This window comes from Apibacter muscae, assembly GCF_007845635.1.
Taxonomy (GTDB): Bacteria; Bacteroidota; Bacteroidia; order Flavobacteriales; family Weeksellaceae; genus Apibacter; species Apibacter muscae.
In genome coordinates, this window is the sequence record NZ_SELG01000032.1 from 275968 (window position 1) to 302377 (window position 26410).

At 30.4% G+C, this 26410-nt stretch carries 24 protein-coding genes; 13 read left to right on the forward strand and 11 right to left on the reverse strand.

Annotated features, from left to right (window positions below):
- Nucleotides 1–52: 52 nt before the first annotated feature.
- A complete protein-coding gene (locus ETU08_RS06375; protein WP_146262190.1) occupies nucleotides 53–3049 on the reverse strand; it encodes a T9SS type A sorting domain-containing protein in 2997 nt (998 codons plus the stop codon).
- Nucleotides 3050–3340: 291 nt separating this feature from the next.
- On the opposite strand from ETU08_RS06375, the gene ETU08_RS06380 reads away from it, so the two are divergent.
- The 4 genes from ETU08_RS06380 (at nucleotide 3341) to ETU08_RS06395 (ending at nucleotide 7006) form a co-directional block, all read left to right on the forward strand.
- The gene (locus ETU08_RS06380) at nucleotides 3341–3841 is read left to right on the forward strand and encodes a PepSY-like domain-containing protein (RefSeq protein ID WP_146262191.1); all 501 of its coding nucleotides are present in this window, start codon (nucleotides 3341–3343) and stop codon (nucleotides 3839–3841) included.
- A gap of 277 nt (nucleotides 3842–4118) precedes the next feature.
- Nucleotides 4119–4802 (forward strand): response regulator transcription factor, encoded by a 684-nt coding sequence (locus tag ETU08_RS06385; protein ID WP_146262192.1) that lies wholly within the window; start codon nucleotides 4119–4121, stop codon nucleotides 4800–4802.
- Entirely contained in the window at nucleotides 4799–6076 is a 1278-nt protein-coding gene (locus ETU08_RS06390) for a sensor histidine kinase (RefSeq protein ID WP_146262193.1), read from the forward strand. The genes ETU08_RS06385 and ETU08_RS06390 overlap by 4 nt, the downstream gene beginning before the upstream one ends.
- A gap of 123 nt (nucleotides 6077–6199) precedes the next feature.
- Complete coding sequence (locus tag ETU08_RS06395; RefSeq protein ID WP_146262194.1) at nucleotides 6200–7006, forward strand: GIY-YIG nuclease family protein; 807 nt, start codon at nucleotides 6200–6202, stop codon at nucleotides 7004–7006.
- Between the two features lie 88 nt (nucleotides 7007–7094).
- On the opposite strand, the gene ETU08_RS06400 is transcribed toward ETU08_RS06395, so the two are convergent.
- From ETU08_RS06400 to ETU08_RS06420, 5 genes are all read right to left on the reverse strand, one after another.
- Complete coding sequence (locus tag ETU08_RS06400) at nucleotides 7095–7547, reverse strand: DUF2750 domain-containing protein (protein WP_146262195.1); 453 nt, start codon at nucleotides 7545–7547, stop codon at nucleotides 7095–7097.
- Between the two features lie 23 nt (nucleotides 7548–7570).
- Nucleotides 7571–8944, reverse strand: coding sequence for a tRNA uridine-5-carboxymethylaminomethyl(34) synthesis GTPase MnmE (gene mnmE / locus ETU08_RS06405; RefSeq protein WP_146262196.1), 1374 nt, complete (start codon nucleotides 8942–8944; stop codon nucleotides 7571–7573).
- Between the two features lie 181 nt (nucleotides 8945–9125).
- Entirely contained in the window at nucleotides 9126–9458 is a 333-nt protein-coding gene (speD, locus tag ETU08_RS06410; RefSeq protein ID WP_146262197.1) for an adenosylmethionine decarboxylase, read from the reverse strand.
- Between the two features lie 3 nt (nucleotides 9459–9461).
- On the reverse strand, nucleotides 9462–10661 hold the full coding sequence (locus ETU08_RS06415; RefSeq protein WP_146262198.1) for a glutathionylspermidine synthase family protein: 1200 nt from the start codon (nucleotides 10659–10661) through the stop codon (nucleotides 9462–9464).
- Nucleotides 10597–11184: a Cj0371 family chemotaxis-regulating polar lipoprotein gene (locus ETU08_RS06420; protein ID WP_146262199.1), complete on the reverse strand. Its 588-nt coding sequence runs from the start codon at nucleotides 11182–11184 to the stop codon at nucleotides 10597–10599. The genes ETU08_RS06415 and ETU08_RS06420 overlap by 65 nt, the downstream gene beginning before the upstream one ends.
- Before the next feature lie 43 nt (nucleotides 11185–11227).
- On the opposite strand from ETU08_RS06420, the gene ETU08_RS06425 reads away from it, so the two are divergent.
- From ETU08_RS06425 to ETU08_RS06460, 8 genes are all read left to right on the forward strand, one after another.
- A complete protein-coding gene (locus tag ETU08_RS06425) occupies nucleotides 11228–12748 on the forward strand; it encodes a polyamine aminopropyltransferase (protein WP_146262200.1) in 1521 nt (506 codons plus the stop codon).
- 467 nt (nucleotides 12749–13215) lie between these two features.
- Nucleotides 13216–13914 carry a phosphoadenylyl-sulfate reductase gene (locus ETU08_RS06430; RefSeq protein ID WP_146262201.1) on the forward strand — a complete coding sequence of 233 codons (699 nt, stop codon included), beginning with the start codon at nucleotides 13216–13218 and terminating at the stop codon, nucleotides 13912–13914.
- Nucleotides 13915–13962: 48 nt separating this feature from the next.
- On the forward strand, nucleotides 13963–14868 hold the full coding sequence (gene cysD, locus ETU08_RS06435) for a sulfate adenylyltransferase subunit CysD (protein ID WP_146262202.1): 906 nt from the start codon (nucleotides 13963–13965) through the stop codon (nucleotides 14866–14868).
- 52 nt (nucleotides 14869–14920) lie between these two features.
- Nucleotides 14921–16153, forward strand: coding sequence for a sulfate adenylyltransferase subunit 1 (locus tag ETU08_RS06440; RefSeq protein ID WP_146262203.1), 1233 nt, complete (start codon nucleotides 14921–14923; stop codon nucleotides 16151–16153).
- A gap of 73 nt (nucleotides 16154–16226) precedes the next feature.
- A complete protein-coding gene (cobA, locus tag ETU08_RS06445) occupies nucleotides 16227–17042 on the forward strand; it encodes a uroporphyrinogen-III C-methyltransferase (RefSeq protein ID WP_146262204.1) in 816 nt (271 codons plus the stop codon).
- Nucleotides 17032–18711: a diflavin oxidoreductase gene (locus ETU08_RS06450; RefSeq protein ID WP_146262205.1), complete on the forward strand. Its 1680-nt coding sequence runs from the start codon at nucleotides 17032–17034 to the stop codon at nucleotides 18709–18711. Before cobA ends, ETU08_RS06450 begins: the two co-directional genes overlap by 11 nt.
- A gap of 29 nt (nucleotides 18712–18740) precedes the next feature.
- The gene (locus ETU08_RS06455) at nucleotides 18741–20387 is read left to right on the forward strand and encodes an NADPH-dependent assimilatory sulfite reductase hemoprotein subunit (protein ID WP_146262206.1); all 1647 of its coding nucleotides are present in this window, start codon (nucleotides 18741–18743) and stop codon (nucleotides 20385–20387) included.
- A gap of 34 nt (nucleotides 20388–20421) precedes the next feature.
- Entirely contained in the window at nucleotides 20422–21879 is a 1458-nt protein-coding gene (locus tag ETU08_RS06460; RefSeq protein WP_146262207.1) for a TSUP family transporter, read from the forward strand.
- 70 nt (nucleotides 21880–21949) lie between these two features.
- On the opposite strand, the gene ftsY is transcribed toward ETU08_RS06460, so the two are convergent.
- The 5 genes from ftsY to lnt all read right to left on the reverse strand — a co-directional run bounded on the left by ftsY (nucleotide 21950) and on the right by lnt (nucleotide 25359).
- A complete protein-coding gene (gene ftsY, locus ETU08_RS06465) occupies nucleotides 21950–22909 on the reverse strand; it encodes a signal recognition particle-docking protein FtsY (protein ID WP_146262208.1) in 960 nt (319 codons plus the stop codon).
- Between the two features lie 99 nt (nucleotides 22910–23008).
- The gene (locus tag ETU08_RS06470) at nucleotides 23009–23161 is read right to left on the reverse strand and encodes a DUF4295 family protein (protein WP_146262209.1); all 153 of its coding nucleotides are present in this window, start codon (nucleotides 23159–23161) and stop codon (nucleotides 23009–23011) included.
- A gap of 11 nt (nucleotides 23162–23172) precedes the next feature.
- Nucleotides 23173–23355: a 50S ribosomal protein L33 gene (rpmG, locus tag ETU08_RS06475; protein ID WP_055425117.1), complete on the reverse strand. Its 183-nt coding sequence runs from the start codon at nucleotides 23353–23355 to the stop codon at nucleotides 23173–23175.
- Between the two features lie 12 nt (nucleotides 23356–23367).
- Nucleotides 23368–23607: a 50S ribosomal protein L28 gene (gene rpmB, locus ETU08_RS06480; RefSeq protein WP_146262210.1), complete on the reverse strand. Its 240-nt coding sequence runs from the start codon at nucleotides 23605–23607 to the stop codon at nucleotides 23368–23370.
- Between the two features lie 111 nt (nucleotides 23608–23718).
- Nucleotides 23719–25359 carry an apolipoprotein N-acyltransferase gene (gene lnt / locus ETU08_RS06485; RefSeq protein ID WP_146262211.1) on the reverse strand — a complete coding sequence of 547 codons (1641 nt, stop codon included), beginning with the start codon at nucleotides 25357–25359 and terminating at the stop codon, nucleotides 23719–23721.
- 50 nt (nucleotides 25360–25409) lie between these two features.
- Here lnt and ETU08_RS06490 point away from each other — a divergent pair, with 50 nt between their 5' ends.
- Nucleotides 25410–26243 carry a rhodanese-like domain-containing protein gene (locus ETU08_RS06490; protein WP_146262212.1) on the forward strand — a complete coding sequence of 278 codons (834 nt, stop codon included), beginning with the start codon at nucleotides 25410–25412 and terminating at the stop codon, nucleotides 26241–26243.
- Nucleotides 26244–26410 lie beyond the last annotated feature (167 nt).

Below are 26410 nucleotides of genomic sequence, written 5' to 3' on the forward strand. Positions count from 1 at the left end.
AAAAAGCGATCCCAAAAAAGGGATCGCTTTTTTTGTGGTATTGATTTATGAATTAATTTTTTATAATTTTTTGCACGTTAGAAAATTCTTCGGAAGATAATTTTATAAAATAAACTCCAGAAGTTAAATGCTGAATATTAATGTTGCCTTGCTCTCCTACAAAAGAATATTCTGCGATCTGTCTTCCTGATAGATCTAAAATTTGAACCTCTACCTTTTTTGTATTTCCTTTCATTTTAAAATTTAATACTCCATGCGTTGGGTTAGGAGAAACTCTTGTTTCCGAAGAGATTGAAGTATCAGGTTCAGGTTTAGGATTCAGAATAATTTCTGTACTTTCATTTTCTTCAATTAAAATATTTTTTTCAATATCGGAAATGTAAGAATCAGAATAAGTTACTGTTAAGTGAATTTTATGAACGCCTAGGGATTTGAATGTAACTACTGGATGGGATTCTGTTGAAGTAATTGAATTACTTCCGTCTTCAAATCTCCATAAATAATCAATGGGTTCACCTGTGGTTTGTAAACTAAAAGTAATAGGTTCATTCTGCCGAAGAACTTCCTGATCTTCTAGAATTTCTCCCTTCGGAGCAATGAACTGCTGATTAGAGATTCTTATAAACGTAATATATTCATCTTCTTCAATTTTTTGAGTCCCAAAAACTAAAGGTTGATCGTTGGATTGTAAGAGTAAACCTTGTAAATTTAAAGATTCTTCAAAAGAGATTTTGCCTTGATTGGTAAAAGTAGTATCTAACTGCCCCTCGGCATGTAAACGTATCATTTCATAATATCCATCCGTATGTAAATACAGTAAAAGTAATTTATCGTCCGATTGAGTCTTGAGACTAATTAAACGTTTAGAATGATCAACGGTATATTTTCCCTGATTGGCAAAACTGCTATCTAAGCTACCATCTGTATTTAAGCGTATCACCTCTAAAGCTCCTTTGGAGTTTTCTATTACAAAAATTAATTTGTTATCAGTACGTATAGTATATCTATATACATTTACCTCCTCCGATAGTAATTCATTTAAATTTAAGGTTCCATTATTTCCAAAAGTAGCGTCAATATCTCCATTCTGTAACCAACGTGAAATTAAATTATTTTTAATTCCAATGATTTTATAGTCCGGCTGCACTAAAAGATTATCTGGTAGAAAACTCATTTTTGGTTGAAATGTTGGATCCATTTCTCCGTTAAAATTGCAACGATAGATTCCTTGGTTGCGTGCTCCGGAATCAAATTCATGCCCTAACGACAATACTCCGCTTTTAATAAACAAAAATTTATCTTCATTTTGCAAGATTAGTGAATAAATTTTCTCGTTGTTTATATTGCTATAAGTATTAAAAATTGTCTTATCATTAGATCCATTTATATCAGAAATAAGCAACCTTCTCCCTGTATCATTTCCATTTTTGTATACTAAATTAGTTAAATATCTTCCATTGGGAAGTTTAATCATATCAATTATAGTTGTCGTTTGATTGAGTCCATCTATTCCATAATAATTAATTTTATTTCCATTTTCATCAAGAATTATATTGGAACCTGACTTACCTACAGGAGATGTAACAAAACTTACAGGTAATATTTCACCTATAATATTATCGTCGTTGCTAATACTTGAAACTAAGTCATAATTATCAATTTCATTCTCAATTTGAAAATAACTCCCATCTATTTTTCCTTGATTGTCTATTCTTACGATTCTTGAATCATTGGATGAAAATAATATTTTATCCTCTTTCTGTAAGATGATGCTTGTTAATTTTTGTACAGGTTTTTTAGATCCGAACATCAAAACACCTTGAGTTCCAAACGAAGAATCCATTTCTCCCTTAACATTAAATTTATACAAAGCCAGTTTTGATTTTCGCTTAGTCCCTGTTTGATAATTACCTATAGATATTAAATCACCATTATTTTTTTCAATAGTTCCAATCGTTGATTCATTTAACATAGAACCTGGGGAAGAGTGATTAAAAGACAAAACACCCTTTATACCAAAATTCTCTACTATATCACCCTTAGCGTCTAATAAATAATAGGATATATTGGGAGTCATAGAACTATCTGTACTTCCTGAAAAAAGTAAATTCCCATTGTTAAGCTCTGTAATTTCTTTTATGAGAAGATCTTGAAAGAAAAAATTATCAATTTGGATATGCTCTTTATTAAATAGTATTTTTTTTCCATCGGGAGTGGTCTTTTGAACTATTACTTTTAAAATACCATCTACTGTCTCAACATTCGCAAAAAAAAGAAGGTTTCCGTCTTTAAGTGTTTTAATCTTTATATTCGTTGCCGCATTAAAACTAGAATCATTAATATCATTTATAGAAAGTAATCCGTCCTCAGTGCCAAAACTTTTATCTATAGACCCATTGGAAGTAAATTGTAATGCTTGAAAGGAATTGGATGAAAAAAAATCTGATCCTGAGATTATTATTTCTCCTAAACTTTTAGATACTATATCAGTAGAAAGCCTAGTAAATATATTTGGAATAAGAGCTTTCCCTTGTGCTCCAAAACTAGAATCTAAATATCCATCCTGTCCTATCCTAAGCAAATACCTAAGTTTATTTTGATTATCCGTACATGTTACTAATACTTTATCGTCCTTTTGAATTGTACTACCGATATAACCAAGATTTGTATAGGTAACTTCTCCATTGGTTCCATAATTTTTATCTGAAGTACCATCTGCCAAAAATCTTTGAAGTTTAAAGCTAGTGTTATCATTTTCTGTAGTAATCGCTAAAATTTTCTTATCAAATAATAGAAAAATCTTTGCATTTATTATGTTTTTTATTCTTCCGTTAGTAGCAAAAGAAGTATCTAGAGTATAGTCAGAATTTAATCTAAAGATTCCATTATTGGATGCAATTAATATTTTCCCATCTTCATAGGTTTGATAGCTATAAGGATAGTCGTCTTGCTCATCAGGTTGAAGCTGAACAATGCCATTCTCTCCATAAGTTTTGTCATACCCTAACTTTTGAGAATAACTTAGTAAAGAAAATAAAAAAAATAGCAATAAAAAAAATAGATTTTTTTTATTGTTTAAGGTTAGTTTTAAATTAGTTTTTGTTACAAAAGTAACATTTTATACTGATTACTTTTAAGATAATATTTAAATATTATGTTTAAAATATCAAAAAAAGGATTTTTATTTCTCAATTTACACGAATTTATGCCTTGTAGATTTAGGTTAATCAATGAAATTTTTACAATATCTGCCATTGATTTTATAAAATTTATAAACTACAGAATCTCTACAGAGTTATTTACTACATTTGATCTATATAAATTTTAAAATAAATATGTTATGAAAAAGATTATCATAGTTCTAGCAGCAGTCGCTTCTACTTCTTTCATATTTGCAGGAATTAGTAATCCAGCTGTTTTTTCTTTACAAGGAAAATTTCAAAAAAATCCATACTATAAAATCATTCCTGCTTCTGAGCTACCTGCTAATATTCAAGAGACTATTAACCAATATTTGGGAGGGATGTCTAAAGTTACAAGAGCTACCATTGATGATTATAAATACGAAGTTGAAACCCAAGATGGTTATAGAGCTAAATTTAAATTAAATGGCTCAATAATTAAAGTTGAATCTAACAATCAAGCCATCCCTTTAAGTATTTTATCTAAATTACCGGGCAATATACATACTTATGTCAAATCTAAATATGCTGATTGGAAATTGCTAGAGGTTAAAATAAAATCTTCTAAAATTGAATTGGAACTTGAAAAAGACCATTTGGAAGGTGAATTAGAATTTAATGGTTCAGGGATCTTAATTAAAGAGGATATTGATAGTTAATTTTAATTATTATACTCATAAAAAAAGCTTTCAATTTATGAAAGCTTTTTTTATTTATACTTATCATCTGATCTCAGTTAACTATTTTATTAAAAGCACATTTATGAATTAAAATTTATTCTGAATAAGTAAATATAAATATTTCTTTGATTCTATTGTCTCTTATTATTTTTTATAGGAAAATTTATTTATAATAATACTATTTGTATATAAAAATAGTTTATCTTAGAAAAAAGCCTTAAAAGTTTGTTGTTTGTAACGAAATTTTGTCTCTCCTATGAAATTACTAGTAATTGAAGATGAATTGGATTTACAAGAATCCATTGAATTAACCCTTAGTGCCGAGGGATTTTCTATTGAAACTGCTTCTGATTTTCCTACAGCAGAGGAAAAGATATATCTTTATGAATACGATTGTATTATTGTAGACCTTACTCTCCCTGGGGATGGTAGTGGATTAGACTTAATAAAAAAACTTAAAGAAAAAGAATCCAATTCAGGAATAATTATTATTTCTGCTCGTGATTCTTTGGATGATAAACTTAAAGGATTAGACATTGGAGCGGATGATTATTTAACAAAACCTTTTCATCTTTCGGAATTAAGCGCTCGTATTAAATCTATTATAAGAAGAAGAGGGTTAATGGGCTTGAATGAATATGTATTTCATGAAATAACGATTATTTTGGAGGGACGAAAAGCCATTGTAAATGGGAATGAACTTATACTTACAAAAAAAGAATATGATTTATTGCTATATTTTATTATGAATAAAAACAAAATTTTAAGTAAAGAAATGATTGTAGAGCATTTGTGGGGAGATGAGGTTAGCACCATGGCAGATTCTCTGGACTTTGTTTACACTCATATTAAAAACCTTAGAAAGAAGCTTATAGATAAAGGATGTAAAGACTATGTGCAAACGGTTTATGGTATTGGATACAAGTTTTCAGAAGCATGAATTTAGATCAAATTATTCGTAAAAATTTAATTAAAGGCATATGCCTCGTTATGTTGTTGGGATGTTTATCTCACTTTATTATTTTTAGGTATTTTACTTATAAATATAACGACAAGATTCTTTACGAATATAAAAAAGGGATTGAAAATTATGTGAAGTTGCATGATACTTTACAAGTATACTCTTCTACCATGTTAAAACCTTCAAGAATTGAAGAACAAATTATTAAAGATCCCTCTCATCACCCAGAAAGTGTTAAAGATATTTTATTATATAATGAGGTCACTCAAGACTATCGTTCCTTCCGTCAACTTTGTTTTACCATTTACTATAAAAACCATTGGCATCTTATAAAAGTAAACCAGCCTTACATCGAATCTAAAGATTTGCTTATCCTTATTATCCTGTCTTTATTTCTCATTATGCTTTTGCTTCTTCTTTTTATCTATTTAGTGCTTTACTATTTAAGAAAAGACATAGGAATACCGTTTTATAAAAATTTAAGACTTTTGCGTAACTATAATGTGAAAGCGCATTCCGAATTATCTTTGGTAGATTATAATGTACATGAACTCAATGATTTTAATAAAGTAATTCGAAAAATGTTACGGAAAATTAATGCGGATTATGAAAACTCAAGAATTTTTATTGAAGACGCTTCCCATGAAATGCAGACTCCATTGTCTATCATAAAGTCAAGGCTTGAACTTATTTTACAAAGCAATCTCATCCAAGATGAATGGCAGACCAAAAATATACAAATTATTTTAAGAGCAACTACCCGTCTTTCTAAGCTAAACCGCTCATTATCATTACTTACAAAAATCAATAATGATCAATTTCATAACAAAGAATCAATTGATTTTAAATATCTTATTATCAATTATTTATCAGAAATGGAAGAACTTATGGCAAGTAAAGATATAATAACTGAAGTTCAATTAGAATCTTTTACTTTTGAGATTGATCCTATTCTTGCTGATCAATTAATTTCTAATCTATTAAACAATGCCATTTTTCATAATTTATCTAATGGGGGTAAAATAAAAATAACATTAGAAGAAAACGGTTTTTTACTAATTGAAAATACTTGTCTACCAATTGCTACTTCAGAAAATTTATTTAATCGTCTGATTCATGGTAAAAAAGAAAATTCTACCGGGTTGGGTTTAAATATAGTAAAATCTATTTGTGATAAAAATAATATTTCAATAGAATATAAACATATAGATACGTCCATCTTTCAAATTTTCATAAATTTTTACAAATCTTAAATTTTAAAGATTTAGAATTTTTATACATCATCAGCAGTTAATAAAATTTCACCCAATTTTTAATCTAAAAAATCTGCTAAAAAATTATTTTATTCATTAAAAGGATATAACTAATTTTGCGCTATGACACTGAATGACAGGTTAAAAAATTTAGTAGATAGCATTCCGAAAAATTTATGTGGAGTTTATTATTTGCTTAATGATAAAAATGAAATTATCTATATAGGCAAAAGTATTAATATAAAAAAAAGATTAAATCAACATTTTAAATCTACGGATAAAAAAGAAATAAAACTGCAAAATTTGTCCCACTTTGTACAATATGAAAATACAGGTAACGAATTAATAGCATTGTTAAGAGAATCTGAGTTAATTAAAAAACATTTACCAATTTTTAATCGAGCGCAAAGAAAGATCAATTTCTACTATGCTTTATACAAAGAGACTAATGAACAGGGATATCACTCACTTTTAATAAAAAAAATAGATCCTGCTTTACCAGAAATCTTAACCTTTACTTCCTTGCGTGAGGCTAAAAATTACCTGTTTAAAATTACGGAAATATATCAATTATGCCAGAAAATTAATGGGTTGTACAAAACTCAATCTTCCTGCTTTCAATACAGCATTAAAGAATGTCAAGGGGCTTGCATACAAAAAGAAGATCCTAAATCTTATAATGCTAGAGTCAATAAATTTGTAAGAACTACGAGACTACCAAAAAAAGATTTTTTATTTGAATTGCAAGGCAGAACAGAATCTGAAAAAGGAATTGTTCTTATAGAAAAAGGAGCTTATAAGGGGTTTGGTTATTGCCCTATACCAATTACATCTAAAGAAGAAATGATATCCTACATTGAGACAAAACAAGACAATAAAGATGTAAGGAAAATTTTATTTAGACATATCAAAAAAGAATGGTTGAATTAAATTTACAATATCTACTTCAATCTTTGGATGATAGATGTATTGATTTATAATTTCCAGGATATTTTAGTAGCTCTTAGTTGTATATAACCTATAATAGTTCCTTTGCTTGATTATATAATTCGTTTATATCTCTATATTTCTTAAAGGATATATTTTTATTTAGATCAATAAGTAGACTTAAAATATCAAGAATTAATTTTAATGGCTCAATCTCATCGCCAAATAAATTTTTGTCAAAGTCTATACCTACCATTAAACCGTCATTACACATCCCAACACACCAATTTTCTAAAAATTCACTAAGTAATAAGGGTGATACCTGATAATCCCTCCATTCCTTTTCAATGCATGATTTAGCCAATGATTCATCTGACCAAAAACAAATCATTTCTATGGGATCTCCATTTTCATCTTCAACTCTATTTGAATAAGAGGTTGCATAGCCTTTATTGTTTTCCAGCGCATATAATCTTTCATTTGCAACTACTCTAGTTACAAAATTTTTATATTTATTTTGGATGGTACTAGGGTTCTGAAGCATAATTTATATTATATATTTAGTAATTATTTTCCGATACAAAACTTACCAAAAATATTACCCAACAATTCATCATTAGAAACCTGCCCGATAATTTCACCCAAGGCTTCTAAAGCTCTACGTAAATCTATAGCTACCAATTCACTACTTAATCCGGATTGTAATCCTTTTTTACATAGTTCTAGAGATTCTTTTGCTTTTAATAAGGCATTTAGATGGCGTGTATTATTTACAATGGTTTGAGAAGATGCTTTTTGTTTCTCTATATACAAATACATTTCTTCTTTTAATAGCTCTAAATTAATATTTTCTTTTGCAGAAATTTTAATAACCGGATATTTATTTTCAGTACTTTTTGAAAGTTCGGTATTTTCAATATCTATATTTTTATCTTGTTTATTTAAACAGAGAATTATAAATACATTTTCTCTTTTAACCCTATTTAAGTCTGCTTCTACTTCTTTCCAACTTAAGGTCTCAATATCAACTAAATAAAGAATAATTGCAGCGGTATTAGCTTTTTCTAATGCTTTAGCTACCCCTATGGCTTCAATAGCATCCTGTGTTTCTCTCAACCCAGCGGTATCAATAAATCGGAATTGAATTCCATTAATATTAATAAACTCTTCAATGGTGTCTCGAGTAGTTCCTGCAATATCGCTAACAATTGCCCGATCTTCATTTAATAATGCATTAAGAAGGGTAGACTTACCAGCATTAGGTTTCCCTATGATAGCTACTGGTACACCATTTTTAATAGCATTACCATAAGTAAAGGATTCAATTAAAGGATTAATTTCATACAGAATTTGATTGAGCAATTGTATAAGCTGAGAACGATCTGCAAATTCTACATCTTCTTCAGAAAAATCCAATTCCAGTTCCAACAGAGAAGCTAAATCTAACAATTCAATTCTCAATTCTTTTAACAAAGAGGAAAATCCACCACGCATTTGAGAAATCGCCATATCATGACTGGCTTTATTTTCAGAAGCTATTAAATCGGCAACGGCTTCTGCCTGACTTAGATCTATTCTTCCATTTAGAAAAGCTCTCTGAGTAAATTCACCTGCTATTGCCAAACGACATCCTTTTTTTACCAATAAATTTAGAATTTCCTGTAATATATAAGAGGAACCGTGGCAGGAAATTTCCACCAAATTTTCAGATGTAAATGTACGTGGAGCTAAGAATACAGAAACCATTACCTCATCAATAATTTCTTTCTCATTTACAATATACCCATAATTTAAGGTATGACTTTGCACAACCTTTAGGTTTTTACCTTTAAATATAGAATTTACAATTTCCACGGATTTCTCACCTGAAACTCGAATAATTCCTAAAGCTCCAATTCCTTGAGGAGTAGCTAAGGCGCAAATGGTATCTTGATACATTATATAATATTACGATACAAATGTAGTATTTTTGAATAAGGTTAGTATTTATGAAGCAAGATTAAAATAATTGAATTTTATATTTTATACAACGAAAATTAAAATTTAATATTTAAAAAATTAAGCCCTTAAATTTCACCATTGAATTTAAGAGCTTATTTAAATAAATTATCTAAATATTAGTTTAACCTCTATCAATTAAAGTAGGCTTTAGGATTTTTGTTTTAAAACATTTAATAACTAAACCCTCAACTTTAGTTACATCAAAAGGTCGACAAGAGAAAACATCCAGAGCAGCATACCTTTTTTCCGGCCATGTATGAATACTTAAATGACTTTCTTCTAAAAGAAGAATACCAGTGACTCCTACGGGTTGAAATTGTTTATAGGCTTCTTCAACCTTTTTCAATTCTAAAACCTTAACCAAATTGTTACATAATTCTTGAATGGGCTTCACAAAAGAAATGGATCGTTCATCGCACTCAAAAATGTCTAAAATAAAATGTTTACCAACCATTTCTTAAATTATAAAGTGTGAAATAAATTCGCATTCATCGTTTATAATTTTAGAATTTTGATGTCTTACATTAAAGGCCAAGGGCTGATCGGAATAAAACATTCCAAATTGATAGGAATATCCTTCCTCATCTTTCGGTAAAGGATAATATTTTTGATATACACACGGTTGATTCTGGTAATCTCCCTCCGTTTTCTCAACTCTATCAGTTTTAATCTCTATATTTTCTCCAATTCTGCCATACATGGGCTTTTTTACATATTCTTGTAAAAAATTCGAATTATTATAGGTCTCTGCCACTAGAGAGTTTGGAAATTTTTCAGTAATATAAGATAGAAATTTTTTATTTTGCCAAAGGGTTGTATACAATGGATTTAATACAATCACTTTTCTATCTTGCGAAATTTTTATCAAGGTGTGTGCCAATTCAGGTTCAAACTCAAACATCCAATCCCACGGAATCATTTTAAACCAAATATCTATGGGTTGAAACTCTCCATTTCCTAACTCATAAAACAAACCTTCTTCTTCTGAAAAAATTATGTCGGTTAAGTCCTTATACAACACCTGCAATCCTGCCTGATGAGCTTGCATAAGCATAGTATTACAGTTAGCTAAATCTTCGGGATGCCCCAGCGAACTAGCAACCATTTGTATCTCCTCAAAATTAAAAAATTGCTTTAGCTGTTTAAATTGAGTGATTAAATGATCTTCCAAGAAATTAAAAGCTGTTGATTGTGCCTCTCTATTTTGCATTTTTTGCCATAGAATAGTTTCTGGAAGTGTACTAAATGTGTCTGCATTAAACTCAATAACCCTCAATCCTAAACCATCTACTCCACCATTGAAGTCAAATCTCCCAGCAAAAAATGGAAAATCTGCTCTATTCTCCCAAGAATGAATAATCGCTGACTGGAAGGATTTTGGAATTCCTAGATAGTCTAAATGATTATTTTGAATTAGATGATCGGTAGCTTTTACGAAAAGATCAAAGGTTTCATTCGTAAGTTTTTTAAAAGATTCCATTTCTTGCGAGTAAATCCCAATCATTTCATCTACAAAATATTCTTGTCCTGCCAACCATTGCAAGACAGGAGGAAGCTGAGCTTTTTTAAAACTCTTTACTCTTTTAAATCTACTATCCTCCATAAGAACGGGTGGATCTAAATCCTGAACGTGAAGTACTACTGCTTTTAGATCCAAATCCAGATTTAGGATTTTTGATAGTCCTAACTGTTCGGGTAGCCGTTCTGTTTACTTCGTTATTGGTTTGATTCGCTTGATTATAAGCTTCTGGTGTTTTATATGCATTAGGATTGGGTACAAAATTAGAATTCATTCCTCCCCCCATAAATCGAGACATCAAAGAATACATTAAAATACCAGAAAGAAAACCTGTTCCTGCATGGCTTGAAGGAGCTTTTTCAATCTCATTTTTGACCTGCGTAGAATTTAAAGTATCCACCTTACCATCTGCATAATGGACAATAGCTTTAGATTCATCCGGATTTGCTATAGTTTTCTCACTTATAATTTTGAATTCCCCATCTTTCCCTTCTTCAATTTCCGTTATCACTCCTTTCGTAGGCTTTACTTCTTCTACACTTATCGTTTCTTCCTCATTGGAATTTCCCTTGCAAGCGCTCAACATAAACGTACTTGCAATAAAAATACCTCCCAAAGCTATTTTGGATAACTTATTAAGAGTTAAAATATTTTTTTTCATATTTGTGAATCCTTAGTTAGATAAGCAAAATTAACAAATTTAAATGAAAGTAAAATATTCTCTGTCTCTGGCTGTCTTTATTGCTGGATTATGTTCTATTGTTTATGAATTATTAATAAGTGCTACCGCTAGCTACTTTATCGGAGATAGCATCACTCAGTTTTCCATCCTTATTGGGATATATTTATTTTCCATGGGAATAGGGGCCTACCTATCTAAATATTTCAAAAATAAACCTATCCATTATTTTATTTACACAGAACTTCTTTTAGGAATTATAGGAGGATTATCCATTCCTATTCTTTACTTTATTTTTGTAACTTTCCCCATTTCGGTTTTGCAATGGAGCTGTTACACCGTTATGCTTACGATAGGACTGCTTACCGGCATGGAAGTTCCATTATTAACTTTTGCTTTTGATTCAAACAACTATAAAAATTTTTTATCCAACATTCTTTCTTTAGATTATATTGGTGGATTAATAGCCACTCTCTTATTCCCTTTTGTTCTTTTGCCTTTTCTCGGTTTATTTGAATCTTCATTAATATTTGGTATAATAAATATTGCTTTAGGAATATGGGTTTGCTTTTGCATTAGTAAAAAATTGAATTTTATTTCTCTGGCAGGGCTAATATCCATTTTATTTTTAGCCATCTTATTATCGTTTTCTAATCATTTATTAAAAAACTGGGAAGAAAAGATCTATAAAAATCCTATTATACTTAATAAACAATCACCTTATCAAAAAATTGTACTTACTGAAAATAATGAAAAAGATGTAAAATTATTTCTTAACCGACAATTACAATTTAGCTCAAAAGACGAATATAGGTACCATGAAATGCTGGTTCATATTCCTTTACTTTGGGTTCCGAAAGCTGAAAAAATTTTAGTATTAGGCGGTGGAGAAAATTTAGCTACCCGAGAACTTTTAAAACACCCTAATATTAAACAGATTGATGTGGTAGATATTGATAATGCTATGTTTGATGTATCTAAAAAAAATGCTGAAATAGTAAACATTAATAATAAAGCAGCCTTCAATCCAAAAGTACATTTAATCGCTGAGGATGCTTTTTTATATTTAAAAAACACTAAAGAATCTTATGATTTAATTATTGCCGATCTCCCAGATCCTTCCAATGATATTTTGGCTCGCTTGTATAGTAAACAATTTTATTTATTAGTTAAAAAAAATTTAAAAAAAGAGGGAGTATTTGTAACACAATCTTGCGATGTTTATTTTACCAATAAAACTTTTAACTGTATTGTAAATACATTGGGAAATGTTTTTCAATCTACCAAACCTTATCAAACTTTTGTACCTTCTTTTGGAAATTGGGGGTTTACACTAGCAGCTGATTATCCTTTAGAAATGCCTAAAAATATAGAATTAGCTGAAAACTTATCTTATCTGGATGCTAGTTTAGTACAAAGTTCCTTCCACTTCCCTAAAGATATTCCTTTGCAGAAAACAAAAATTAATTCTTTGGATAATCCTTTTATTATTGATTATTTCCTAGAAGAATGGAAACAATGGAAAGAAAATGCAAATAGCGAATAAATAAACTCTGTACCCTCTTATCAAATACTATAATCATAAGCATTTAAATAAATTTTATATAATTCTATAAAAATTTTATCAATTAAAATTAAGGTAAAAAATCATAATAAATAGTTATTGTATACATAATTTTTATTAATTAAAGTTTTTATAATTCTCTTAATGCTTATATTTTATCTTTTTAGTCTAAAAAATTATTCATTCTTATTTTTTAAGTAAAATCTATTGTATATTTAAAATAAAAAAATAACTTTGTATAAAGTTCAAAAAGAATGAGTCAGTATGTCTTATATTTCAAGTTTTGTATGTGTTGCTCCTTATAAAGGGGTAATTTTACTATTACTTGATGTGGTAAAACATCTAAATAATAAAAAAACTCCTCAGATTAAAGTTTGAGGAGTTTTTTATGTAACAAATTTAAAAAACAACATTTCCTACTTGAATACTAGGAATTAAAACTAAAATAAATGGATCAAAGCATTATTGATATACTAAATCAACCCAAGAGCATTAAAGAAAACTTAAAGTTTCTAAATGACAAAGTAGAAGGTAAAATTGTATTTTCTAGTAGTTTTAGTATGGAAGATCAATTAATTACCGATGCTATTTTTTCTCAAAATTTAAATAATATTGAAGTATTTACACTTGATACTGGTAGATTTTTCCAAGAAACTTATTCTGTATGGAGTAAAACTTTATTAAAATACAAATATCCGATTAAGCCCTATTATCCAAATACAGAGAGTATTGAAAAATTTGTTTTAGAAAAAGGAATTAATCCATTTTATGAAAGTATTGAATTAAGAAAACAATGCTGTCATATACGTAAAGTAGAACCTTTGCAAAGAGCACTTAAAGATGCTACGGTATGGATTACCGGACTAAGAGCAGAACATTCTGCCACGCGTAATAATTTAAATATAATTGAATGGGACGAACATTACCAACTTTATAAATACAATCCTATCTTGCATTGGAACACACAGGAGGTTGAAGATTACGTAAAACAAAACAAGGTGCCTTACAATCTTTTGTACGATCAAGGCTTTGTAAGTATAGGATGCGCTCCTTGTACACGTGCCATACAAAAAGGCGAGGATTTCCGAGCTGGTAGATGGTGGTGGGAAGATGCCTCTAAAAAAGAATGCGGTTTGCATAGTTCATAATCAAAATTAATGTAATATTAAACATAATCAAATTGTAAAAAATATACCATGAGTAACTCAAAAAAATACTTAAATCAACTAGAAGACGAAGCTATTTATATACTCAGAGAAACAGCAGCTCAATTTGAGAAACCTGCATTATTATTTTCAGGAGGCAAAGACTCCATCGTTTTAGTACACCTAGCCCTTAAAGCTTTTCGACCTGGAAAATTTCCATTCCCATTGGTGCATATAGACACTGGTCATAACTTTCCAGAAGCCATAGAATTTAGAGATTATTTAGTTAATAAAATCGGGGAAAAGCTAATTGTGGGTTCTGTTGAGGAAAGTATAAAAAAATATAATTTAAAAGAAACCCAGGGCCGTTTCCCTTCTCGTAATTCTTTACAAACTTATTCTTTGCTAGACACTATACAAGAAAATGGTTTTGATGCTTGCATTGGAGGAGCTAGAAGAGATGAAGAAAAAGCACGTGCAAAAGAAAGGATTTTTTCTGTTAGAGACGATTTTGGACAATGGGATCCTAAGTTGCAACGACCGGAATTATGGGATATTTTGAATGGTAAAATTCAAAAAGATCATAACATTCGGGTATTTCCTATCAGTAACTGGACAGAACTAGACGTTTGGAACTATATTTTAGAAAATAATATAGAACTGCCTAGTCTATATTTTGCACACGATCGTGAATGTATCGTACACCAAGACAAACTTGTGGCTACTTCAAAATTTATACAACCTTTACCGGAAGATAAAGTTATTATCGAAAAAGTTAGATACAGAACCGTAGGAGATATGACCTGTACAGCAGCTGTACCGTCTAACGCATCTACTATTCAAGATATTATAGATGATATTATAAGTACAAGAATTAGTGAAAGAGGGCAAACACGTTTAGACGATCAATTATCAGAAGCTGCCATGGAAGATAGAAAAAAACAAGGCTATTTTTAAGAACATTTGTACCAATAATCAACTCAAGTATTAAAAAGAAAAAGGAAATTAAATGAACACACTAAAATTTATAACTGCGGGAAATGTTGATGATGGGAAAAGTACCCTTATCGGAAGATTATTATACGATTCCGGAAGTATTCATACGGATCAACTTGGAGTTTTAAAACAACAAACCAAGCAAGAAGGTGTTGAAGTTGATCTATCTTTAATCACTGATGGTTTAAGAGCTGAAAGAGAGCAAGGAATCACTATTGATGTTGCTTATAAATATTTTTCTACCCATAAAAGAAAATTTATTATTGCAGATGCTCCCGGACACGAACAATATACCCGTAATATGGTTACCGGTGCATCTAATTCAGATCTTATCATACTTTTAGTAGATGCAAGAAAGGGTATAACTACCCAAACCAAAAGACATGCAAGTATAGGTTCTTTAATGGGAATTAAAAAAGCCATAGTTACCGTAAATAAAATTGATTTAGAAAATTACTCGGAGGAAGTTTTCAATAATATTAAAAATGATTTTGAAACTATTAAAGATCATTTAGATTACGATGAGATCATTTATATACCCATCAGCGCATTAAACGGTGATAATATCGTAGAGAAGTCTAAAAATACTCCTTGGTACGCAGGAGAAACCTTACTAAATATTTTAGAAAGTATAGAAATTCCTACACAAAAATTGAATGATGCTCGTTTCCAAGTGCAATGGGTTATACGGCCTAAAGACGATAAATATCATGATTATCGTGGTTACTCAGGTCCTGTACTAAGTGGTAATTATAAAATTGGTGACAGGGTGAAAATACTCCCCTCTGAAATTGAAACTACTATTACAAGGATTGAAAAATTACAAGAGGAAGTTGAACAAGTTTGGGCTGGAGATAGTACAGTATTACATCTCTCTGACAATATAGATATTAGCAGAGGAGATTCTATTGTTAAGGTAGAGAAACTACCTACAGCTTCCAATGAATTAAAAAGTTGGATATGCTGGCTAGATCAAAACTCACTGCAGACCGGTAAAACGTATATTCTTCAACATCGTTTTAAATCTGTACGAGTTAAAATACAATCCATAGATCGCAAATGGGAGGTCAACGATTGGAAATTTAGCGAAGCTAATGAAATAAAATTAAACGATATTGGCCAAATTTCCTTACGAACCAATCAACCCATTTTTTACGATTCCTTTAAAGAAAATCCAAAAAGTGGAAATGCTATTTTAATTGATGAAACCACTTTTAATACAGTTGGAGCATTAATGTTTTTATAAATAATTAACCTACTGCTGTAATAGAGTTTTTATCCATTGAGAATATAATTTAAGTTTGATCAGCCTAATAAATATGATTTTAGAAAAAAAAGGAAAAGTAATTTTAGCGGGAGCTGGCCCCGGAGATCCAGAGCTCATTAGTGTGAAAGCATTAAAATATTTACATGCGGCTGATGTTATTTTAACTGACCGGCTCGTTTCTCCAGAGCTTATTCAAGACCATGCTCGTAAAGATGCATTGATTATTTATGTGGGTAAACAATGTTCCAAAGGAATCCATACCCCACAAAAAGAAATTAATCATCTTTTAGTTAAATACGCTAAGCAAGAAAAATTAGTTCTACGGTTAAAAGGAGGCGATGCTTCTCTATTTTCAAATGTTTTAGATGAATTAGATATATTAGTAGCCCACAATATTCCTTATGAAATCATTCCCGGTATTTCTGCTGCATTTGGTGCTGCTGCTTATTCAGCGATTCCATTAACGGCAAGGGAATACTCCAGAGCTGTACGTTTTCTAACTTTATTTGATCTAGATTCTATTACCATAGAACAATGGAAAGATTGGGCGAAAACAGAAGATACATTGGTTTTTTACATGAGTGGAAAAAAATTAAACCAACTGACCAACTACTTAATCTCCCATCAAATAGAGGACTCTAAGGGGCTAGCGATTATACAACAAGCAACCACCCCCTATCAACAAACCCAGACATTTTCATTTGGCGAGCTAAAAACAAATAAATTACCAGAATTTGAATATGTTCCTACACTTATTATTATAGGCAAAGTAGTGCATTTACATAAATCATTTGCATGGATTCAAGAAATTACAAAGACCGAATCTTATTTTGACAACCATATAACAACTCTGCAACATGCAAACTAATCATATTTTAGAATTTAAAGAACTAATTAAAAAATTTTCTAGAGACGAGCTTCTTTGGATCAATGGATACTTAAGCGGAATTTTAGAAGGAGGTGGAAATCCAACCTCTTTGGAAGCTACTCCAAGCACAAATTTAAATTCAACACCTGCTCCTTTGATTAAGCCAACCATAATCTATGGTACTGAGACTGGAAATTCTAAAAAGGTTGCTTTACAATTACAAAAATTACTAAAGCAAAATAAAATTCAATCAAAAACCTATGATGCTTCTCAATATCCATTAGACAAACTTGAAAAAGAAAAGTTCCTTCTAATCATTATGAGTACGCAAGGAGAAGGAGAGCCTCCTGTAAGTGCTACGAATTTTTATCAATCTTTAGAGCAATCAAATGCAAACTTAGATAATACACAATTTTGTGTTTTAGGTTTAGGTGATAGTTCTTATCCCCTATTTTGCAAAGCTGGAGAAGATATAGATAAAAATTTAGAAAAGTTAGGAGGACAGCGTATTATAAGCTTTACGCCTTCTGATGTTGACTTTATGCCAGTAGCTAAAAGTTGGTTCAACCAAATCCTTAATTTTATTCAAAATTCAGCAAGCCCAAGCTTATCAATCCAAATAGAGACCCCTAAGATTGCTACATCAATTCAAAAAAAATCTTATACGGGAATCGTTAAACATAAAGTAATTCTTAACGATATAGGTTCTAACAAAGAAACTTATCATATAGAAATAGAACCGGAAGAAGAAGTTGATTTTCAACCCGGGGATGCCATAGGATTTTATCCAAAAAACAATGAGAATGAAACCATTGAAATAGCCAAACTTTTAAATGAGGAAAGTAGATCAACTGAATTTTTGACTAAAAATATCCGAGGATTATCCGGAAAATCTTTAGAAAAATTTTCGAATCTTTTTAAAACTGAGATTAAAGAATCTAAAATTGATTTAATAGACTTATTAAAAAAATATCCTAACAATTCCATTCATATTGATGATGTACTGAATTTATTAAACCCCATCTCCCCTCGCTTATATTCCATTGCTTCTTCACCGGAAGCTCATGACGGAGAATTACATATTGCTGTTTCTTTAGACAAATTTAAGGTTGATGGACAAGTTAAAACCGGTTTATGCTCTCAATTTTTAGCAAACTATACTCTAAATGAAACCCTGCCTTTCTATATACATAAAAATAATAATTTCCGTTTACCTTCAAATGATAAAGATATCATTATGATTGGACCAGGTACTGGTATAGCTCCATTTAGAAGTTTTATTGCTCACAGAGATGCCACTGGGGCAGAAGGACGCAATTGGTTATTCTTTGGTGAGCAACATTTTGTCAAAGATTTTTACTATCAAACAGAAATACAAGAATGGTTATCTACAGGTGTATTAACTCACTTAGATACTGCCTTCTCCAGAGATCAAAAAAATAAAATTTATGTTCAAGACCGATTAAAGGAACATTCCAAAGAAATATATGATTGGATTTTAAATGGAGCTTATCTTTATATCTGCGGACAAAAAGATCCTATGAGTTTAGACGTTAATAAAACATTAATTGAAATCATTGAAAAGGAAGCCAATATCAGTAAAGAAGAGGCTACTGCATTTCTAGATGATTTAGAATTAAATGGTCGATACCAAAAAGATGTTTATTAATACTCCCTAGCCTACAAATATTAAGAATTATGAGTCAAGAAAAATTATCACCGATAGAAATAATTAAAGAAAAAAGTGACGGCTTAAGAGGTACGTTAAAAGAAAGCCTTGCAGATAATTATACTGGAACTATACGCCCGGACGATGAAGCATTAATTAAATTTCATGGAATGTACGCTCAAGACGATCGAGACCGAAGAGAAGAAAGAGCTGCAAAAAAACTGGAAAGGCTATTTTCATTTATGATTCGTCTTAGAATTCCTGGTGGCTTAATTTCCTCCAGTCAATGGAAAGCTATTCATGATATTTCAGAAGAACATGGAACAGGAGTTTTAAAAATTACTACACGCCAAACCATTCAGCTTCACGGTTTATTAAAAAATGAACTTAGAACCACTATTCAAGAATTTCTAATATCTAAATTAGATTCAATTGCCGCTTGTGGAGATGTAAATAGAAATGTTATTTGTAGTGCTCACCCTCAAGTTTCTCCGCTTTTTAAAGAAATTCATGCGTATGCTGATAAAATATCTACCTTGCTTCTTCCTAAAACTCAAGCCTATTATGAAATATGGATAGATGGCGACAAGGTTTATGAAAGATCTGCGGAGGAAGACCCACTATATAAAAAAACCTATTTACCTCGAAAATTTAAGGTTGCTATTGCTATACCTCCAACTAATGACATTGATGTATTTGCCAACGATTTAGGTTTAATAGCAATTGTTAAAGATGGAGTACTTAAAGGATTTAATCTATCCATTGGTGGTGGCATGGGTGCTACTCATGGAAATGCTGATACTTATCCAAGATTAGGCACAATTATAGGATTTTTGGATTCTGAAGAAAAAATTATGAAAGCTGCTTATGAAATAGTCACTATTCAAAGAGATTTTGGCAATAGAAGCGATCGAAAGTTATCTAGATTAAAATATACCTTAGATCGTATGGGAGTTGATAATTTCATAAAAGAACTTGAAAAAAGAACAGGGTTTCCTCTACTTCCTGCAGAAGAATTCAAATTTACTGAACGAACCGATAGATTTGGTTGGCTAGAAAATGATAAAAATGAATGGTTTTATACACTTTTTGTTGAACATGGAGTTATTAAGCCTTATCAAAAAAGTTTTCTCCATGAAGTAGCTTTACTAAATATTTGCGATTATAGATTTACCTGCAACCAAAATTTAATTTTAGGCTCAATTTCTAAAGAAAACAAAACAAGGATTGAGCAGTTAATTCAAAAATATAAAGTCGAAGAACAAGATAGTAATTTACGCAAAAACTCAATGGCTTGTGTTGCTCTTCCAACCTGCTCATTAGCCTTGGCTGAAAGCCAACGCTATTTACCTCATTTGGTAACTAAGATTGAATCTATTCTAAAAAAACATAATATAGAAAATGATGCTATTAGCATCCGCATGACCGGATGTCCAAACGGATGTGCTCGCCCATATCTTGCTGAAATAGGCTTAGTAGGAACTGCTTTAGGTCAATACAACTTAAGACTAGGAGGAGATAGCTTAGGCGAAAGATTAAACCTACCTTACAAAGAACACCTTAACGAATCCGAAATTCTTTTAGAGCTTGATACTTTATTGGAACAATACGTAGAAGAAAATAAAGAAGGAGATACCTTTGGGGATTATATATATAAAAAGTTTTATACTTCATAATCCTAACACACACTGCTATTAAAATTTGAACTGTATGGATAATACTTTATTTCCAATATTCTTAAAAACGGAAACATTCCGCTTTCTTATAGTAGGGGGAGGTTATGTTGGTCTTGAAAAAACAGAAACTCTTTTAAGACAAAATCCGGCTATGAATATTAAAATTATAGCAATTGAAATTTCTGAAAAACTGCATAAAATTTTAAGTAAAAATCCACATATAGAATGGGAAGAAAGAGCATTTGAAAAGGAAGACCTACAAAATATTAATTTTGTTATCGCTGCTACCGACGATACAAAATTCAATCAAGAACTAAAACATTTAGCCAATGAAAAAGGGATTTTAGTTAATGCGGCTGACCAACCTGCCCTGTGTGATTTTTATTTAGGTTCAATTGTTAATAAAGGATATTTAAAAATTGCTATATCCACCAATGGAAAATCTCCAGTTTTAGCTAGAAGGTTAAGAGAATATTTAGAAAAATCAATCCCTAAAAACGTTCATGAAACCATTGAAAATTTAAATACTTATCGGAATCAACAACAAGGAGATTTAAAATCTAAGTTGGAAGCCTTAAACAAAGCTACTTCTTTATTAAGCAACGATAATAAAGAGAAGCCAAAATCAAGAGTTAATTATAAACGGTTTGCTTTTGATATAACTTTTATATTTATGGCTACATTTATAGGCTATGGCTTATCTTCATTTATAACGATTGAAGAAGCTAAATCTTATTTGCAAGATATTCCTACCATTTTCTTTATAATGCTTGCCGTTGGCTTTTTTGCACAAATGGTTGATGGAGCAGTTGGTTTAGGTTACGGAATTACCTGTACCACTAGTATGATGTTATTTGGGGTAAGTCTGCCAACCATAAGTGGTAGCATTCATATTGCTGAAATGTTTTCCAGTGGTATTAGCGGATTTTCACATTATAAGTTTGGAAACGTTAATAAAAAACTGCTATTATGGCTAGCTGTTCCAGGATGTATTGGAGCTATTAGTGGCGCCATTTTACTTATTTATTTAGGCAATGAATATGAGTCTATTGCATACGGTGTACTCGCTATTTATACCATGATTATTGGAATTAGATTAATCTTTATAGCCTTGCAAAAAAAAATACTAAAGAAAAAAATTAAACATACAGGAATCCTAGGATTCGCAGGTGGATTTTTTGATGCTTTTGGAGGTGGAGGTTGGGGACCTATTGTAACCTCAACTCTTTTATCTAAAGGTAGAAGATCTAAATATGTAGTGGGAACCGTTAGCTTGGCAGAGTTTTTTATTACACTTTCTGCTTCTATTACTTTCTTTGCTTATTTAGGCGTTAAACATTGGTATATAGTTGCTGGATTAATCATTGGCGGAACCATTGCCGCACCTATAGCTGCTCGTCTTGCAGGGAAATTACCACAAAGAACAGCCATAATTGCTGTAGCTTTTTTAGTAATTATTTTCAGTCTTCGTATTTTATACAAGTTATTTTAAAAATATATTTAGAAAAAAATATAATAATAAAAAAACTCCCATTCATGCATATGAATGGGAGTTTTTTTATTTACTCATCTTTTTTAAAGAAACTATCTACAAATTCAAATTTATCAAAAGGCTGAAGATCATTCATACCCTCACCTACTCCAATATATTTCACAGGAATTTTAAATTGATCAGAAATACCAATCACAACACCTCCTTTAGCTGTACCATCTAATTTTGTAATCGCTAAGGAAGTTACTTCAGTCGCTGCTGTAAATTGCTTGGCTTGCTCAAAAGCATTCTGACCTGTAGAACCATCTAAAACTAATAAAATCTCATGTGGCGCTTCTGGAATTACTTTCTGCATAACTCTTTTAATTTTGGAAAGTTCATTCATTAAATTCACTTTGTTATGCAATCTACCGGCAGTATCAATCAAAACAACATCCGCATTTTGGGCTTTGGCTGATTGTACTGAATCAAAAGCTACAGAAGCAGGATCAGCTCCCATTCCTTGTTTTACTATAGGAACTCCTACTCTTTCAGACCAGATGACTAATTGATCAACCGCAGCTGCTCTAAAGGTATCTGCAGCACCTAAAACAACTTTTTTTCCTTGTTGTTTAAACTGATGTGCCAATTTTCCGATTGTCGTAGTTTTACCAACTCCATTTACACCAACTACCATAATAACATAAGGCTTATTACTTTCTGGAATTTCAAAAGTAGAGTCAGAACTTTTATTTTCTGCCAAAAGCTTCATAATTTCTTCTCTTAAAATTTGATCAAGCTCTGAGGTACTCATAAATTTATCTTTGGCTACTCTATCTTCAATCATTTTAATGATTTTTACCGTAGTTTCAACTCCCACATCTGAAGATATCAAAATTTCTTCCAATTCATCCAAAACCTCATCATCAACCTTGCTTTTCCCAGCTACCGCTCTACCTATCTTATCAAAAAAAGAACGATTGGATTTTTCCAATCCTTTATCTAAAGTTTCTTTAGTTTCTTTTCCAAAAATTTTTTTAAACCAACTCATTTATTGTTATTATGTGTAAGTAAACAAAAATAAAAAAAATCATCCACATTATAACTAATGTGGATGATTTTAAAACCTTAAAAACCTATGTTATAAAAACTATTTTTGTTTTAGAAATGCATCAATACTATCTGCATTAACTATTTTTTCTTCAAAAACGTACGCTCCTGATTTTGGAGACTTAGTCATTTTGATAACTTTAGTCATCTTTTTAGATTCAGTTCGTAACGTAGCTACAACCTTCTTAGCCATATCTTAGAATTTTATTTTATTTCTTTATGTATCGTATACTTTTTTAATACTGGATTGAATTTTTTTAATTCAATTCTCTCTGGAGTGTTTTTTTTATTTTTAGTAGTAATATAACGAGAAACCCCTGGCATACCACTTTCTTTATGCTCTGTACACTCTAAAATAACCTGTACTCTATTTCCTTTCTTTGCCATTTTTTATATTTTTTAGTCTTTGATTAAACCTTCTTTTCTAGCTCTCGCCACGGCTTCTTCAATTCCTATTTTATCAATAATTCTTAAACCATGTGCAGATACTTTTAATATAACCCAAGCATCTTCTGACGGTATGTAGAATTTTTTTTCCATCAAATTAATTTCAAAACGTCTTTTAGTTTTGTTATTCGCGTGCGACACATTATTACCAACCATTGCACGCTTTCCAGTTATTTGACAAATTCTAGCCATTATAATTTATATTCTAAGATATTTTCGATTTTTATTTGGACTGCAAATTAACAAATAATTTCTTAGTCCTACAACTTTTCTTTTTATTTTTTATATATAGTTAAAACTAAACTATTTAATTTTTCCTCTTCTCTTTAAATTAATCTTTTCTAAAAAAAGTTTAGCAACGGTGTAGGCTAATAAGATACCTGCAATTAAATAAGATATTCTAGAAATTAAATCTCCATATTTCACATAAAAGGTCAATTCTGAATTAAAATTAACGTCTCCTTTTAAAGAACCTTTTTTTAAATATGCCAAATCTTTAACGATATCTCCTCTTTGGTTAATAAAGGCTGAAATACCGCTATTGGCTGATCTTGCAATGTCCCTTCTAGTTTCTATTGCTCTCAAACGTGCATAAGAGAGAAGTTGTCTATGCCCTTCAGAATCCCCCCACCATGAATCATTCGTCATTACAAAAATTGCATTAGCTCCATTTTTTACAAATTCAGAAACATATTCTCCATAAATACTTTCATAGCATATAATCGGAGCAATTTTTAATCCATGGTTTATAAATATTTCAGGTTGATCTTGAGTGCCTAAACTTTCCATACTCCCCCCAAAATTCAGCATATAATTTCCTAGAATAGGTTTTAAATAATTTGCATAAGGAAACAACTCTACTCCTACTACTAATTTAGATTTATTATAATGTTGTATTTCTGGCTCTTGGTTAATTTGTATGGCTGAATTATAAAAATCAATCCATTGATTGTATTTTTCCACATACCGTGATGATGTAGTTTGTTGTTGGTTGTAATATTCAGCTAAGGATACTCCAGAAATAAAATTTATTTGCGGATGTTTATTCAGCCAAATTTTAATTCTATTTATATAAGGATCATCTTTAAATTCATTAATTAGAATTGAACCTCTTCCTGGAAAAGCAGTCTCAGGTGCAATTACAAATCGAGTGTTTGTAGTAATTTGTTTGTCTGCTAAGTTTAATATATCGTTTAATATAACTTCTCCATTAAGTTCATATTTTTCCTCGTAAGGATCTAAATCGGGTTGAACTAAAATAACTTCTGTTCTGTCTTCTGATTTTTCTTTATAGGATTGATAAATTAAAAATGAAATTGCTAGAGGAACCCCAATTAACAAAATAGAATAAAACAAGGGCCTCCAAAGATATACTTTTTGATGGGTAACTTGGTAAGCTCTTATGTAATAAAATATGATTAAATTAACAATTAAAACCCATAAGGTTCCTCCGAAGGTACCGGTATATTCATACCATTGTATGGCTTGAGGAAAGTTTGCAAATGCATTTCCTAAATTTAGCCATGGCCAAGACATTTCCCAGCTTAAATGAAATTTTTCAAACCCTATCCATATCACTGGAAAAAAAAACATTCCATACCAAGTCCCTGCAACCTTCTTTACAAAATGGAAGAGCAAAAATGTTATGGACATTAATAAACTATTTGAAAACAAAGGAATTAGAAAGGCTACCCATGAATTTGAACCGTCTGGATTCTTGGCATAATGAAGCCATTGTGTAGCACCATAATTCCATATTAAAAACGAAATATAGGAAAATAAGAATATTTTTAAATATGTATGTTTTTCTTTTTTTAATGTAATTTCATGTTCCAATAATAATAGCGGCACAAATGCTACAAACAAAAGAAATGGGAACCCATAAGTGGGCCAAGATAAGGCTAACAAAAGCCCACACAATATGCATTTAATAAATCTTTTCATATTGTCACAAAAATAGTTATTTTTGGATTTAGTTTAATTATATCTTTTACATGAAAAATTTACTTTTGTTATTGTTTGTGATCTGTTTACTTTCGTGTAAAACTAAAGAACCGGTTGTAAATAATACGGCATATACCACTACTGTAGGAGAGTTAGTTACAGATTTACCTAGGAGCAGAAGCATTTATTCAAATACATTTACTTCTGATTCTGACACTATAATTAATCATGAAAATATAAAGGAGATTAATCATAGTCCTATTTCAAACCTATCGAAGAGAAAGACAACCATTTCAAACGAAAGCAAATCATTGCCTACCAACAATATAGGTTCCTTTGAAATTAAGAACTCTAAGGGTAAAAATTCTCCTAAGAAAAATAAGAAAAAAGATAAAGATACAATTGAAAATAATAAGCGAGAAAATGAAAATGTTATTAATGAAATTTCAAGCAATAATCATGAAAGTATAGGTATTGAAACTATTGCTGGAATTGAAGCTGTAGATATAAGCACTTCTAATGATTCATCAGATATTCAAAAAAACAAAGAAAAAAATAAAAATTCTACCATTCAAATATTAGATATTTCAAAGTTTTCTTGGGAAGCTGGGATTCGACTAACTCAAATTGTTGACATAAGAAGTTTGCAAGAATATAAATCTGGCCACATCTTTGATGCCATAAATATAGATATTAACAGCTCAAGCTTTGTTCATCTAATTCAAAATTTAGATAAAACTAGTCCTGTAGCACTTTATGGTAGATCTGAAATAGATGAGTTGAAAGCTGCAAAAATTCTTGAAAAGAAAGGTTTTTCTATTATTTATGTTTTAGAGGGAGGTATACATGAATGGATTAAGGCTAAAAAAGAACTATTTAAATAATTTATTTTATTATATAACTTTTCAATATATAAATATTTCCTTAGAAATTTTACTTATAATTTTTCTATAATTAAATCTACAGATAAACCAAACGATAATATTTTTTTCTTAATAAATACAACTACCACTATGGAATGTAATGCAGATGAATACTTATTAAATCCAGT